Below are 14926 nucleotides of genomic sequence, written 5' to 3'. Positions count from 1 at the left end.
CGGTATCCACCTCCTCCCGGGTACCGCCACTTTATGCCACCGGTTTCGGAACCGCCCACCTCCTCCCGGGCGGAACCGTGAACGCCAAAGACCCACCTCCTCCCGGGTCTGCGGCAAATGCGCCTTGCCTCTCCTCCTCCCTGTGTGAGGCGCAGACATAAGAGCGGCGATGCCCACCTCCTCCCGGGCATCGCCGTTTTTTTATTGCCTGGCGCCTGTGACTGCGCGGTCCAATCGTTCCCGCAGTTTACGCCCGCGATGCGGATTGACCTGCTCGACCCAGCCGATCAAGCCCAAAAGACTGTCGCGAAATGCCGGATCGGCGAGACGGTGATCGCCCGGTTTCCCACAGGCATGGATCACCGCCTTGATCCGATCATAGCTGCGCCGATCCACGTTGATGTGCTGGTTGACGACCAATCCGGTGACGTATTGACGCGAGGCCGTGCCCATCGTCCGGGTTTTGTGCGGGTTCAGGCGAAAACCTTCGTCGCGGATGATGTCGGGCACAAGGCCATGCACGGTGTCGATGATCGTGCGATCCCCAGAAAACGCTAGGTCATCGGCATAGCGGCTATATTGCCCGCCAAGCCGCTTGGCGAGGGCGGACAGGCGCAGGTCGAGCCGATAGGCCACAAGATTAGACAAGGCCGGCGATGTCGGCGCGCCTTGCGGCAGATGCGACCCGCGCAGCAGGGGTTGCATGTCGCCAGACATCCGGTCGCGCACCCGGATGGGCGTGCAGTTCGTGCACAGGCCCGTCAGGTCTGTCGCGACCTGGTGCGGATATCCCAAGGACCGGAACAGCCCGAACACCCGCCCGGCCCCGATCGATGGGAAAAAATTCTGCAGGTCGGAACAAATGACGACCGCTTCGCCGGTATGCCGCGCGGCCGCAGCACGACAATCGCGCCCCGGCACAAAACCGAAAGCATCGGGATGCGTTGGCACAGGCGACAGGATATCTTTCAAAATTTTGCGCTGCAGCGCTTTCAAACTGGTCTTTGGCGCCTCGATCAGCCGCTGACCGCCACGGGGTTTGGGCAGGATGTGGTAGTGATAGTGATTGATCGCCGTTTCGCCATGCTCTTCGAAACGGCTGGTCGGATCAGCGAAGTAAGCGTGCCGTCGCGGCGGCAGCATCAACCAGTCAGCCAATGCTTCGCGCGTTGACAGTTGCGGCAGATCAAGCCGGGCAAAGGCATCAACCGGGGCCATGCAGGGCGGCTGCAAATCCGGTGCGGGCCAGTCACCCCGACGCTGACAACTGCGCACAATGCGTCGGAACCCCGGTTCGGCTTTCAGCGCGGCGGCGATCTTTGACGCGGGTGGCGCAAAGGGTGCTGGATGTGTCTGGATCAGATGGGCGGCAAGTGGTTCTGCGTATTTCTCGAACCGCGCCGGTAAGCGTCGGCGCAAGGTTGTGGCAAGCTGCGAAGCCGACCACGCCCCACCCGCCAAAGAGGCCGCCAGATTTTGTGCCAGCCTGCGCCTATTCACGATTGATCACGTCACGCAACGAACGGCCCCTGCTATTCCTGTCCCGCGTTACCTGTCCTGGGTGCAGCCCAGCGCCGGTAACGCCGCGTTTGCCAAGCTCATACTCGTAGACGGGGATGCCCCGCCCCACTCCGCGTCGGAGCGATCCAGGGACCGCCGTTGCTGATCGCACTATGAAAAGCCGGGGCCGCGTTGCCAAGGCCAAACCGGCCACATCCGCGCCGCCGATCTATCAAAAGCAGGCATTTTGCTGTAGTCTGACCCGCATTGAAGACTGCACATTTTCTCAGAAAGGATGATTTTCATGTCCGTTACACTTGATATTCAACAACCCAAGCCCTTCGATCTTGTCGGGTCCGAAATCCTGATCGCGGGCAATGCCGCCGGGTTCGAAGGCACGCTGAGCGTGCGTGTCACCGAAGGTCATGATGAGGTTTCAGGAACACTGAGCGTCGGATCACTGGGCTTGCGCCAGTTTCAGGGGTCGATCACCGTCCCTGATACCAATGCTTTCAAGCTGACCCGCGTTTTCCTGTCGATTGCCGATGACGGCGCCACCGCGGATGGTCCGTCGGCTCTGATCCCCATCCTGTTTGGTCCACTGATCTTGCCCGGCTATCGCGGGTGGCAGCCCTATACCGTGCAGGCGGGCGACACGCTGACCAACATCGCGCAGGCGCAATACGGCAGCCCCGACTTCCAACCCATCCTGCAGGCCAACCAGCATATCGTGACTGACCCCAACCTGATCTTTCCCGGTCAGGTGCTGCGTATCCCGCGCGATGATATCTAGTCGGTCATGCGCCTTGATCCGACGGACCGCCCTGCCCTGCAGCCAACCGCGCTGATCAAAGCGCTGGCGACGCATGATGTGCAATGGGTGCTCTGCGGATCGCAGGTGCTGGCCCTGCATGGGGCTGATCTGGCCCCGAACGACCTTGACGTCGTGCCGGAACTGTCGCCTGAAAATCTGCACCGGGTCGCAGCCTGTCTGCGCGATCTGGAAGCGGTTGCTGCCTACCTTGACGGCTGGGGCGGCGAACGCGGCACGCTTGAGGCCTGCACGGCGTGGCGCCCAGACCCGCCGACAGCGGATCATCTGGATTGGCTGTTCGTGACGGAACGGGGTATGCTGGACATCGTGATTGCGCATGCCGATCCCTATGACAGCCTGATGGACGGCGCCACGGAACGCGACGCGGACGGCACGCCCTACTGGTGCTGCGATCCCCGCCGTGTGCTGAAGGCGCTGGAAAAGCGGAACCGGAAAAAGGACACGGCGCGCGAGGCGGTCTATCGTGACATGCGGCGAAAGCTCGGGATGTCCTAACTTCGTACGTCCTTGGGCGACCCCATCACCATGTAACTGGTGATCGACCGCACATGCGGCACTGTGCCGAGGATGTCGGTGTGGAACGCTTTGTAAGCAGGCAGATCGGCGACTTCAACCCGCAGCATGTATTCGAACGCGCCAGCGACGTTGTGGCATTCGGTCACTTCCTCCGCCGCCTGCATCGCCCGTTCGAACCCTTCTTGCGCGGCTTTGGTATGTTCGGCAAGACCCACGGCCACGTAGACCACATAAGCCCGCCCCGTCTGGGCTGGGTCAAGCCGTGCCCGATAGCCTTTGATCACCCCCCTGCGTTCAAGATCCTGCACCCGGAGCAGGCAGGCGGAAGGGGACAGGCCCACCTTGTCCGCCAGCTATAGATTGCTGATCCGGCCATCCGCCGATAGGGCGCGCAATGTCACGCCGTTGATGGGGTCATTCACCGTCATTTATTGCGAAAGAATAAAGGTGCTGCACAATTTGGCAATTTCATTGTGCCAAAGCGCGCCTATTATTGCGCGTATGACAACCGAAATCCTCATCGCCCTCATCGGCTTTGCCTTTGCCAGTTCCATCACGCCGGGGCCGAACAACCTGATGCTGATGGCCTCTGGTGCGAATTACGGGCTGCGCCGGACGGTCCCGCATATGCTGGGCATTTCGCTGGGCCATGCGTTCATGGTGGTGATGGTCGGTGTCGTCCTTCTGCGCATGTTTGAAAGCTATCCGGTTCTCAACATCGTCCTGAAAGTGCTGAGCGCGGCCTATATGCTGTGGCTAGCGTGGAAGATCGCGAATGCCGTGGCACCTGAGGCGAAAGAGGTGACGGGCAAGCCCTTCACCTTTCTTCAGGCAGCGGCGTTTCAATGGGTCAACCCCAAGGCATGGTTCATGGCGATCACAGCGATCAGCGCCTATGCGCCGCAGAACATGGGTGTATTGGCAGGGTCGTCGCTGGTGGCCGTAGTATTTTCGGCGACCAACCTGCCCTCGGTCACTGTCTGGGCATGGATGGGGGTGCAGGTACGCCGCTGGCTGGGGACGGCGCGCAGGTTGCGCATGTTCAACGTAACGATGGCGGTGTTGCTGGTCGTGTCACTTTGGCCAATGTTGATGACCTAAGAAAAATTTGGCCAAATTTTTCGGGACGGGAGATTTTTCGTCACGAAAAATCTCCCCCTAAAACGGCACATCATCCGCCTGCCCGGCGGACACGACAAATTTCGCCACAACATGTTTCGACCCGGCCTTGTCGAATTCGATCATCAGCTTGTCGCCCTCGATCCCCATTACCTCACCATAGCCGAATTTCTGATGGAAGACGCGGTCGCCCTCGGTAAAGGCAGACACGGCGTCCAGATCAATGGTCATATTCCGCGCCTCGCTCGGCTGCGACATGCCGCGTTGCTGTCCCCGCGCTTGCAAGCGGCGCCAGCCGGGGGAGTTATACACATTCGCCTCAGCCGCGCGTTCGTGCAGATCGGATTGCAAACCGCCCGCAATGGCGGGCGAGGCGCTGGCCGACATGCCCGCCGCCCCGTAGCCGCCGCCGTAAAGACCGGGCGGCGTCAGCACCTCGACATGCTCTTCGGGCAATTCGTCGATGAACCGCGACGGCATTTGCGACTGCCATTGGCCGTAGACGCGGCGGTTCGCGGCGAAGGAAATCGTGCAAAGCTCCTCGGCCCGCGTGATGCCGACATAGGCGAGCCTGCGTTCTTCCTCCAGGCCCTTGAGCCCGCTTTCATCCATTGACCGTTGCGAGGGGAACAGCCCGTCTTCCCACCCCGGCAGGAACACGGCGGGGAATTCGAGGCCCTTGGCCGCGTGCAGGGTCATGATGCTGACCTTTTCGCCCGCCTCTTCGGTTTCGTTGTCCATGATCAGGCTGACATGTTCGAGGAACCCCTGCAGATTCTCGAAATTCTCCAGCGCCTTGACCAGTTCCTTGAGGTTTTCGAGCCGTCCGGGCGCCTCGGGCGTTTTGTCGTTTTGCCAGAAGGCCATGTAGCCGGAGTCTTCTAAAACCATCTTAGCAAATTCGATATGGTCGCCACTCAGAATGACAATGATACGTTGTAACCACTCGATTCGCCCTTTTCGTTCATCAACAGATAAATCGCCGTCGTAGTCGTCAGACTCCAAAACCGCCACTTCGTCACGACGTTTGTTGATTTCGTCCGGGTTCCCTGCTTCGAAGGTCAAATAATTCCACAAGTCAAGAAAAGCGACCAAGCTGGTCAGTTCTTTCAGCCCTTTACCGCCAAGCAATTTACCCTGACAGCACAGCCGCGCCCCTTCGACCAGCGACACGCCGTTTGACCGCGCGGTGCGCTGGATCGTCTGCACCGCCTTGTCGCCAAGGCCGCGTTTGGGGGTGTTCACGATCCGCTCGAACGCCAGATCATCCTCTGGGCTGACGGCGAGGCGAAAATAGGCCATCGCATCCCGGATCTCCATCCGTTCGTAGAAACGCGGGCCGCCGATGACGCGGTAGGGCAAGCCGATGGTCAGAAACCGATCCTCGAACGCGCGCATCTGGTGGGACGCGCGGACAAGGATCGCCATCTTGTCGAGGTTCATCGGGTCCATGCCACGGGTGCCGCCCTGCATCGCCTCGACTTCCTCACCGATCCAACGCGCCTCTTCCTCGCCGTCCCAGTGGCCGATCAGGCGAACCTTTTCGCCGTGTTCCTGCGCGGTGAACAGCGTCTTGCCCAGCCGCCCCTTATTCGCAGCGATCACGCCGGACGCGGCAGCGAGGATATGGGGGGTCGATCGGTAATTCTGCTCCAGCCGCACCACATGCGCGCCGGGAAAATCCTTTTCAAACCGCAGGATATTGCCCACCTCGGCCCCGCGCCAGCCATAGATCGACTGGTCGTCATCGCCAACGCAGCAGATGTTCTTGTGCCCACCGGCGAGCAGGCGCAACCAGAGATATTGGGCGACGTTCGTATCCTGATATTCATCCACGAGGATGTAGCGGAACCAGCGTTGATATTGCTGCAGAATATCGTCGTGGTTCTGAAAGATCGTGACCATGTGCAAGAGGATGTCGCCGAAATCGACGGCGTTCAGGTCAAGCATGCGGCGCTGATAGGCCGCGTAAAGGTCCACCCCCTTGTGATCGAACGCGCCGCTTTCCGCGACGGGCACTTTGTCCGGCGTCCACGCCTTGTTCTTCCAGCCATCGATAATCCCCGACAGCATCCGCGCGGGCCAGCGTTTGTCGTCGATATCGGCAGCAGCGATCAGCTGTTTCATTAGCCTGATCTGGTCGTCTGTGTCGAGGATGGTGAAATTCGATTTCAACCCCACCAGTTCTGCATGACGGCGTAGTAGCTTGGCACAGACCGCGTGAAACGTCCCCAGCCACGGCATCCCCTCAACCGCCTCACCCATCAGGCCGCCGATGCGGTTTTTCATCTCGCGCGCGGCCTTGTTCGTGAACGTCACCGCCAGAATTTCGTTGGGTCGCGCCGTGCCTGTCGCCAGCAAATGCGCGATCCGCGTCGTCAGTGCCTTCGTCTTGCCGGTCCCTGCCCCGGCAAGCATCAAAACGGGCCCATCCAACGTCTCGACCGCCTTGCGCTGTGCGGGGTTCAGCCCGTCCAGATAGGGCATGGCAGGTCGTGCCATCGCGCGCTGGCTTAGCGGCACGGCGGCTTCGAACGCATCTTCTTCGGTGAAATCACTCATAGCGGGCAAACTACCCCGAATCCAAACACAGGGAAAGCCCTTGTTCTACTAATGTTCCGCGCTTCCGTTAGACGGTTGCTTGCGATACTTCATGGCCATGCTGCAGCTTGTTCTCTTTTCCGGATTGGCTGGTGCGATGATCCCGCTTGGTGGGTGGCTCGCCCGTCAGGAAAACATCCGGTCCGACTGGTTGCGGACCGATTTCAGACATGCCGTCATCGCGTTCGGGGGTGGCGCCCTTCTTAGCGCCGTCGTGTTCGTGCTGATCCCCGAAGGACAGGAACATCTTGGCCCGCTCGCCGTGATCGGCTGGATCGCCGCGGGTGCCGTCGTGATGTCGTTGATCGATCGGCAACTTGAACGCAGTGGCTCGAGCCGGGCGCAGCTTGTCGCCATGCTGGCCGATTTCATCCCAGAGGCCCTCGCCCTCGGCGCCGTCTTCGCGAATGGCGGCAGCACGGCCGTGTTATTGGCACTGATGATCGGGCTTCAGAACCTGCCGGAGGGATTCAACGCCTATCGCGAGCAGTTGCAGACCGGAGCAACCGGTCATACTATCCTGCGGCGCTTTGTCTTGCTGGGCTTGATTGGTCCGGCGGCGGCGCTGGCGGGTTACTTCCTTCTTGCAGGTTGGCCGGAATTGACCGCGACGATCATGCTGGCAGCGGCAGGGGCGATCCTTTATCTGGTGTTTCAGGACATCGCGCCGGAGGCGAAGGTCAAAAACCGGTTTGGACCGGCCCTGGGCGCGGTGGCAGGATTTCTTCTGGGCCTCGGCGGACATTTGTTGATTGGATAAGTCATGCGTTTACACAGCCGCTACCCCGCGATTTCCGATCTGAAGGCCCGCGCCCGTTGGCGAATCCCGCATTTCGTGTGGGAATATCTGGACAGCGCGACCGGGGTGGAGGCCACGCAGCGGCGCAATCGCACGGCGCTGGATCGGGTGCTGCTGAATCCGTCGATCCTGCATGGGGAATTCGATCCTGACCTCGGTACGAGATTTCTGGGCCAGACCTACCCGCTGCCCTTCGGCATTGCCCCCGTTGGCATGTCGGGCCTGATCTGGCCGGGCGCCGAGAAGATGCTGGCCAGGACCGCGGCGAAAGAAGGGTTGCCGTTTACGCTATCCACCGTCTCTACGCAGTTGCCCGAGGATGTGGGTCCGCTGGCGGGCGATCATGCGTGGTTTCAGCTTTACCCGCCGCGCGATCCGGATATTCGCGATGACATTCTGAAAAGGGTCAGGGCCGCGGGATTCAATACGCTGGTCATGACCGTGGACGTTCCTGTCGCGTCGCGACGAGAACGGCAAACCCGTGGGGGGCTGACCAACCCGCCCAAGCTGACGCCACGCCTTGCCATGCAGGCGGCGATGTGCCCGGTCTGGCTGAACGGTATCCGGCAGACCGGCATGCCACGGATGAAGCTGATGGACGATTATTCGCAGAACCGCAGCGCCCTGCCCTCGAACCAGCATATCGGCTATCTGCTGCGGACCTCGCCCGACTGGGATTATTTCAAATCATTGCGCGAAGTCTGGGACGGCCCGCTGATCGTCAAAGGCGTGGGTCGCGCCGATGATGCCGCACGGTTGACCGATGAAGGGGCGGACGCGATCTGGATCAGCAACCATGCAGGGCGGCAGTTCGACGGGGGACCGGCGACGATCGACGTGCTGCCTGCGATCAGGGCGGCGACCACTCTGCCGGTGATCTTGGATAGCGGAATCGAGGGCGGGCTGGACATTCTCCGCGCATTGGCGCTTGGCGCGGATTTCGTGATGTTGGGGCGGGCCTTTCACTATGGTCTTGCGGCGTTGGGCGCCAAAGGTGCGGCCCATGTGGTGGATATCCTGCGGCAGGACATGATCAGCAATATGGGGCAGATCGGGGCGCGAACGCTTGCCGATCTGCCGGGCACGTTGCGCATTTAGCGAAGCGTCATGCCTCCGTCGACCATGTATTCCGAACCCGACACATAGGCGGCATCGTCCGACAAAAGGAAACATGTCACGGCGGCGACCTCTTCGGGTTTGCCCATCCGACCCAAAGGCACGGCCTGGGCAATCTGCTTTTTCATCTCTTCCGCCTCCTCACCGCCCTCGCCCAGAGCTTCGAAGAAATTCGTCTCGATCGGGCCGGGTGCGACGGCATTGACGCGAATGTTGCGCGAGGCGAGGTCTTTGGCCCAACTGCGTGCCATTGCAAGGCAGGATGCCTTGGTTGCGGCGTAAATCGCGCCTTTCGCCCCACCCAGATAGGGCGCGACGGACGACGTGACCAACACCGCGCCACCATCCGCAATCAGCGGTTTCAGGGCGGCCATCTGCAAGGCAACGCCACGGACATTGACATCCATCATCGCATCGAAGCCTTCGGCATCGACATCTTCGGTCGCCATGTTGGTGCCGAACCCCGCGTTCAGATAGGCGCCATCGATCTGGCCCATCTGCTCTTTGATCTTTTCGGCGAGATCCTTGGCCGCTTGCGGGTCGGCCGCATCATTTCGCAGGACCAGACTGCCCGACGGCAGGTCGCGCCCCGCCTCGTCGAGGTGGTCCTGCGTTACGCCCGTCACGGCGACCTCGCCACCCTCTGCGACGATCCGTTTGGCCGTGGCGAAGCCGATACCGCTGGTGCCGCCTGTGATCAGAATGCGTTTGCCTTCGAACCGTGTCATGTCGCTCTCCTATCGTTTGCCGAAAACCAACATCGTGCCGTGCGGAACGTTCCGCCCGATCGGGCCGTCTGTCTTGAAATGGTCACGATTTGTGGACATCAAACACGGATACGAGTTGAAGGGGTTTTGCCGAGATGATGACGCACGGGATTGTACAGGCCGTTGGCAAGGGCGCACCGAACGACAAGGGCGACACCGGCGTCGTGCAGGATCTGCTGAATTGCTGGATGGCAAACGACCCGCAATTCAAGGCCGCGTGCGAGGGCAAGACCCTTATCGTCGATCGTGATTGCGGCCCTTTGACGGTCGCTGCGATCACCGCATTCCAGTCCATCGTCATGCGGTGGCGCCCCGACAGCTGTGACGGGCGTATCGATCCGCATGGTAAGACATGGATCAAACTGAATGGAAACGTCGCGAACGCGCATGCAATCCCGTTCCTGCCCGTCACCCGCGAGATCGCGGGCCTCGCCGGGGCGTCGGTCGGATTTCAGAGCTTTGCCTTTGATCCATTCGGCGGCAACCAATCCTTTGCCCCGCCGGCGGGCCACGGGGCATCCGCCGGCAAAATGGCCGCCAAGGCAGGCAAGCAGACCAACAAAACAGCGGATGATCCCGTCGCATTCAAACAACGGGATTATGCGACGACGAACCTCGGCAAAGGCACGAAGACGATCAGCCAATGGGGCTGTACGCTGTGTTCTTTGACGATGGCTGCAACAGCGATCGGATCGCGCACGAAACATTGGCCCGCAGGTCTTCAACCGGCGGATTTGACCCCCATCAAGGCAAATGAAATCCTCAAAAAGGGCGGTGCTTTTCAAACCGGCTCGTCCGCGATGGCCGTCGCGGCCGGTGCGCGTGCGCTTGGCATGAAGGCGGTTGAATATGGCCACGGTAACACAGCTTTGCCGACGCCAGATGATGGTTACGCGCAGATCATCGGCCATTTGTACGGTGGCGGTCTTGTTGCCGTCTGGGTCGATTACAAGGACAAGAAATATACGACGGATTATAAGAAGGCGTTGGGTGATCACTGGCTCTTGCTGACCAGCGTCACCGGCGACAGCATCAAGGCGCTGGATCCCGCCAGAAAGGCCAAATCGATCACCTTCGGCTCTTGTCCGCCGGACGGTCGCACGCGCACGCACAATGACGAAAAAGCGGTCTTGTTCGGCACGTCCGGTGACGCCGCTCAACTGAACTATGCCGTCACGCGCTACATCCTGCTGTCCCGCAAACCGGCCAAGGAACTCTGACCGTTAGCGCCAAATCCGTATTAGTACCGGTTTACCTGCCGTCACAAACTGCTTAAGCAATGCTGCGATTGCGAAGGGGACGGATCATGGCCGAGTTCAAGAAGATTTTGATTGCCAACCGGGGTGAGATCGCGATCCGCATCATGCGGGCAGCTAATGAAATGGGAAAGAAGACGGTCGCCGTCTTCGCCGAAGAGGACAAGCTGGGTCTGCACCGGTTCAAAGCGGATGAGGCGTACCGGATCGGTGAGGGGCTGGGGCCCGTCGCGGCCTATCTGTCGATCGACGAGATTATCAGGGTCGCCAAGATGTCGGGCGCGGATGCGATCCATCCGGGTTACGGTCTTTTGTCCGAAAACCCCGAATTCGTGGATGCCTGCGCCGACAATGGCATCACATTCATCGGCCCCAAGGCCGAAACGATGCGCGCCCTTGGCGACAAGGCCAGCGCACGCAAGGTCGCCATCGCCGCAGGTGTCCCCGTCATTCCCGCGACGGAGGTTCTTGGCGACGATATGAAGGCCATCAAGAAGGAAGCCGCCGAAATCGGCTATCCCCTGATGCTCAAGGCGTCCTGGGGCGGTGGCGGGCGCGGCATGCGCCCGATCATGTCCGAGGATGAACTGGAAGAGAAGGTGCTCGAAGGCCGTCGCGAGGCCGAGGCGGCGTTCGGCAACGGCGAGGGTTATCTGGAAAAGATGATCATGCGCGCCCGCCATGTCGAGGTGCAGATCCTCGGGGACAGTCACGGTCAGATCTACCACCTGTGGGAACGCGACTGTTCCGTTCAGCGCCGTAACCAGAAGGTCGTCGAACGCGCCCCTGCCCCGTACCTGTCCGGCACCCAGCGCGAGCAGCTCTGCAGTCTGGGCAAGAAAATCTGCGCCCATGTGAATTATGAATGCGCGGGCACGGTCGAATTCCTGATGGATATGGCCACGGGCGAGTTCTACTTCATCGAGGTGAACCCGCGCGTCCAAGTCGAACACACGGTCACCGAAGAGGTCACGGGTATCGACATTGTTCGCGCCCAAATCCTGATTGCCGAGGGCAAGTCGATTGTCGAAGCGACGGGATGTGCGTCTCAATACGACGTGAAACTCGACGGCCACGCCCTGCAATGCCGGGTCACGACCGAAGACCCCCAAAACAACTTCATCCCCGATTACGGGCGCATTCAGATGTACCGGTCAGCCACCGGCCCCGGCATCCGTCTGGACGGCGGAACGGCCTATTCGGGGGCTGTGATCACGCGCTATTACGACTCCCTGCTGACCAAGGTCACTGCGCGGGCACCAACACCAGAGATGGCGATTGCCCGGATGGACCGCGCCTTGCGCGAATTCCGCATTCGCGGCGTGTCGACCAACATCGCGTTCGTCGAAAACCTGCTGAAACATCCGACCTTCCTGAACAACGAATACCACACGAAGTTCATCGACGAGACGGCAGAGCTGTTCGATTTCCAGAAACGCCGTGACCGGGCGACGAAAATCCTGACCTATATCGCCGACATCACGGTGAACGGGCACCCTGAAACGGCGGGGCGCCCCCGCCCCGCCGCCGAAGTGCGGATGCCGAAACCGCCGGTCAAGCCGACGACCGATATCACGCCCGGCACGCGCAACATCCTGGACGAATTCGGGCCGGAGGCCGTGGCCGACTGGATGCGCGATCAAAAGCAACTGCTGATCACCGACACGACGATGCGGGATGGGCACCAATCGCTGCTGGCGACGCGCATGCGGTCCATCGACATGATCGGCGCGGCCCCGGCCTATGCCACCAAGATGCATCAGCTGTTCAGCGTCGAATGCTGGGGCGGTGCGACGTTCGACGTGGCCTACCGGTTCCTGCAGGAATGTCCCTGGCAACGGCTGCGGGATATCCGTGCGGTGATGCCGAACATCATGACGCAAATGCTGCTGCGCGCCTCTAACGGGGTGGGCTACACGAACTATCCCGACAATGTGGTGCAGGCCTTTGTGGCCCAGGCAGCCAAATCGGGCGTCGACGTCTTCCGCGTTTTCGACAGCCTGAACTGGGTTGAAAACATGCGTGTCGCCATGGACGCCGTGATCAAGGCAAACAAGGTCTGCGAAGGTACGATCTGCTACACCGGCGACCTGATGGACCCCAACCGGTCCAAATATGACCTGAAATACTACGTCGGCATGGCCAAGGAACTCGAGGCCGCAGGCGCCCATGTGCTGGGGCTGAAGGACATGGCGGGGTTGATGAAGCCCGCTGCTGTGACAGCTCTGGTCAAGGCACTGAAGGAGGAGGTCAAACTGCCGATCCACTTCCACACCCACGACACATCGGGTGCGGCCATCGCGACGATCCTCGCCGCGACCGAGGCCGGGGTGGATTGTGTGGACGCGGCAATGGACGCGCTGTCAGGGAACACCTCACAGCCAACCTTGGGCTCCATCGTCGAGGCCCTGCGCGGCAATCCCCGCGATACCGGCCTTGATATCAGCGCGATCCGCGAGATCAGTAATTACTTCGAACAGGTCCGTGCCCACTATGCGGCGTTCGAGTCCGGCCTGCAGGCCCCGGCTTCCGAGGTCTATCTGCACGAAATGCCCGGCGGCCAGTTCACCAACCTCAAGGCGCAAGCGCGCTCCCTGGGCCTTGAAGAACGCTGGCACGAGGTCGCGCAGACCTATGCCGACGTGAACCAGATGTTCGGCGATATCGTGAAAGTCACGCCGTCCTCAAAGGTGGTCGGCGACATGGCCCTGATGATGGTCAGCCAGGGGCTGACGCGGGCGCAGGTCGAGGACCCGAACGTCGACGTCGTCTTCCCGGACAGCGTCGTGGACATGATGCGCGGCGCGCTGGGGCAACCGCCCGGTGGATGGCCCAAGGCGATCCAGAAGAAAATCCTCAAGGGTGAAAAACCGATCACCGAACGGCCCGGGAAATCCCTGAAACCGGTTGATCTGGAAGCGACCCGGGCGGAGATTTCGGCGCAACTGGACGATATGGAGATCGATGACGAGGACCTGAACGGTTATCTGATGTACCCCAAGGTTTACCTTGATTACATGGGCCGTCACCGCATCTATGGCCCCGTGCGCACGCTGCCGACGCGGACGTTCTTCTACGGGATGGAGCCGGGCGAGGAAATCGTGGCCGAGATCGACCCCGGCAAGATCCTCGAGATCCGGCTGCAGGCCGTTGCGGATATGAACGAGGATGGCGAGGTCAAGGTGTTCTTCGAACTCAACGGTCAGCCGCGCACGATCCGGGTGATGAACCGGCTGGCGGCGGCCGAGAAGGTCCTTCGCCCCAAGGCCGAGGACGGCAATGCCAACCATCTGGGTGCGCCCATGCCGGGGGTGGTGGCAACGGTTGCCGCCGTTGCGGGCAAGAAGGTCAAGGAAGGCGACCTGCTGCTGACCATCGAGGCGATGAAGATGGAAACGGGCATCCACGCCGAACGCGACGCCGTGGTGAAGGCCGTGCATGTGCAGGCGGGCGGGCAGATCGATGCCAAGGATCTGCTGGTGGAGTTTGAGTGATGCTCGGTCGTGTTGCAACGGTCCTCTTCATCGGCCTTACCGGTCCTGTTCTGGCGCAGGACGGCGATCCTGTCACAGGCTTTGATTCTTCGGATCCGGTCATGAACGTGGCCATTGCGCAGGCCCAGTTTTCGTTGCCGCTTTTCCTCTGCGAAAAGGTGGACGATGAAGGTTACGGGCCGGGCGATGGCTATTTGAAAGTCCGTGTTCCCGTTCAAAACGCCGAGGTCACGCACGAAGTGATCTGGGTTGGCCCCTTCGCCGCGTGGGACGGCGAAAATTTCGCCGGTTTTCTGGCGAACCAACCCAATGCGATGCCAGGCCTGAACGCCGGGGATCAGTTGGATTTCACCTATGACATGATCGTCGATTGGAGTTGGACAGGGCCGGACGGCCTGAACTATGGCCACTACACCACCCGCGTCATTTACGAACAGCTGGGTGATCAGGCGTTTCTGCAAACCCTGGCGAACCCGCCATATGATGCAGACTGGACCTGCGATTGAGGCTTGCCCTCGTCTCGATCCTCGTCCCCGATTATGACGCGGGCATCGCGTTTTTCGTGGGTCAAATGGGGTTCGACCTGCTGGAAGATACCGACCTTGGCGGCGGCAAGCGCTGGGTGCGGGTGGCGCCGAAAGAGGCGGAGACGGCTTTTCTGCTGGCCAAAGCCGTCGGGGACCAGCAGGTCGCTGCCATCGGCAATCAGGGCGGCGGCCGTGTTTGGTTGTTTTTGCAAACGGATGATTTTGATCGGGATCATGCTGCCATTGTGGCCAAAGGCGTGATTTTCGAAGAGCCACCACGCGATGAACCCTATGGCCAGGTCGCGGTCTTCGCCGATCCGTTCGGCAATCGGTGGGATTTGATCCAGTTCAGGGAGAGCGGCATGGGGTCGGGATGAAACCAGCGGCGGCCATCGT

13 protein-coding genes are annotated in these 14926 nt (G+C 60.8%); 9 read left to right on the top strand and 4 right to left on the bottom strand.

Annotation, left to right across the window (positions count from 1 at the left end):
- Window positions 1-201 precede the first annotated feature (201 nt).
- Window positions 202-1500: a reverse transcriptase family protein gene (locus V8J85_RS01155; RefSeq protein ID WP_339951386.1), complete on the bottom strand. Its 1299-nt coding sequence runs from the start codon at window positions 1498-1500 to the stop codon at window positions 202-204.
- Between the two features lie 304 nt (window positions 1501-1804).
- On the opposite strand from V8J85_RS01155, the gene V8J85_RS01150 reads away from it, so the two are divergent.
- Together V8J85_RS01150 and V8J85_RS01145 are read left to right on the top strand one after the other, a co-directional pair.
- Complete coding sequence (locus tag V8J85_RS01150; RefSeq protein ID WP_339951384.1) at window positions 1805-2293, top strand: LysM peptidoglycan-binding domain-containing protein; 489 nt, start codon at window positions 1805-1807, stop codon at window positions 2291-2293.
- Between the two features lie 6 nt (window positions 2294-2299).
- Window positions 2300-2830: a hypothetical protein gene (locus V8J85_RS01145; protein WP_339951382.1), complete on the top strand. Its 531-nt coding sequence runs from the start codon at window positions 2300-2302 to the stop codon at window positions 2828-2830.
- On the opposite strand, the gene V8J85_RS01140 is transcribed toward V8J85_RS01145, so the two are convergent.
- Window positions 2827-3204, bottom strand: a complete 378-nt coding sequence (locus V8J85_RS01140; RefSeq protein ID WP_339953048.1) for an Lrp/AsnC family transcriptional regulator — start codon at window positions 3202-3204, stop codon at window positions 2827-2829. The two genes, V8J85_RS01145 and V8J85_RS01140, sit on opposite strands and share 4 nt — an antisense overlap.
- A gap of 148 nt (window positions 3205-3352) precedes the next feature.
- Between V8J85_RS01140 and V8J85_RS01135 the strand changes: the two genes are divergently transcribed.
- Window positions 3353-3952 (top strand): LysE family translocator, encoded by a 600-nt coding sequence (locus V8J85_RS01135; RefSeq protein WP_339951380.1) that lies wholly within the window; start codon window positions 3353-3355, stop codon window positions 3950-3952.
- 57 nt (window positions 3953-4009) lie between these two features.
- On the opposite strand, the gene V8J85_RS01130 is transcribed toward V8J85_RS01135, so the two are convergent.
- Window positions 4010-6532, bottom strand: coding sequence for an ATP-dependent helicase (locus V8J85_RS01130; protein WP_339951378.1), 2523 nt, complete (start codon window positions 6530-6532; stop codon window positions 4010-4012).
- Window positions 6533-6629: 97 nt separating this feature from the next.
- Between V8J85_RS01130 and V8J85_RS01125 the strand changes: the two genes are divergently transcribed.
- Together V8J85_RS01125 and V8J85_RS01120 are read left to right on the top strand one after the other, a co-directional pair.
- Entirely contained in the window at window positions 6630-7331 is a 702-nt protein-coding gene (locus V8J85_RS01125; RefSeq protein ID WP_339951376.1) for a ZIP family metal transporter, read from the top strand.
- A 3-nt stretch (window positions 7332-7334) separates the two neighbouring features.
- Entirely contained in the window at window positions 7335-8468 is a 1134-nt protein-coding gene (locus V8J85_RS01120; protein WP_339951374.1) for an alpha-hydroxy acid oxidase, read from the top strand.
- Here the strand turns inward: V8J85_RS01120 and V8J85_RS01115 are convergent.
- Window positions 8465-9214 carry an SDR family oxidoreductase gene (locus V8J85_RS01115; protein ID WP_339951372.1) on the bottom strand — a complete coding sequence of 250 codons (750 nt, stop codon included), beginning with the start codon at window positions 9212-9214 and terminating at the stop codon, window positions 8465-8467. The two genes, V8J85_RS01120 and V8J85_RS01115, sit on opposite strands and share 4 nt — an antisense overlap.
- Before the next feature lie 134 nt (window positions 9215-9348).
- Between V8J85_RS01115 and V8J85_RS01110 the strand changes: the two genes are divergently transcribed.
- The 4 genes from V8J85_RS01110 (at window position 9349) to V8J85_RS01095 (ending at window position 14907) form a co-directional block, all read left to right on the top strand.
- Window positions 9349-10473 carry a hypothetical protein gene (locus tag V8J85_RS01110; RefSeq protein WP_339951370.1) on the top strand — a complete coding sequence of 375 codons (1125 nt, stop codon included), beginning with the start codon at window positions 9349-9351 and terminating at the stop codon, window positions 10471-10473.
- Window positions 10474-10559: 86 nt separating this feature from the next.
- Complete coding sequence (locus V8J85_RS01105; RefSeq protein ID WP_339951368.1) at window positions 10560-14003, top strand: pyruvate carboxylase; 3444 nt, start codon at window positions 10560-10562, stop codon at window positions 14001-14003.
- Window positions 14003-14509 carry a DUF2314 domain-containing protein gene (locus V8J85_RS01100; RefSeq protein WP_339951366.1) on the top strand — a complete coding sequence of 169 codons (507 nt, stop codon included), beginning with the start codon at window positions 14003-14005 and terminating at the stop codon, window positions 14507-14509. The genes V8J85_RS01105 and V8J85_RS01100 overlap by 1 nt, the downstream gene beginning before the upstream one ends.
- Window positions 14500-14907, top strand: a complete 408-nt coding sequence (locus V8J85_RS01095) for a VOC family protein (protein ID WP_339953047.1) — start codon at window positions 14500-14502, stop codon at window positions 14905-14907. The genes V8J85_RS01100 and V8J85_RS01095 overlap by 10 nt, the downstream gene beginning before the upstream one ends.
- Window positions 14908-14926: the final 19 nt, after the last annotated feature.

Source organism: Yoonia sp. 2307UL14-13 (assembly GCF_037572755.1).
Classification (GTDB): domain Bacteria; phylum Pseudomonadota; class Alphaproteobacteria; order Rhodobacterales; family Rhodobacteraceae; genus Yoonia.
This window is presented reverse-complemented; position numbering and strand designations above follow the sequence as displayed.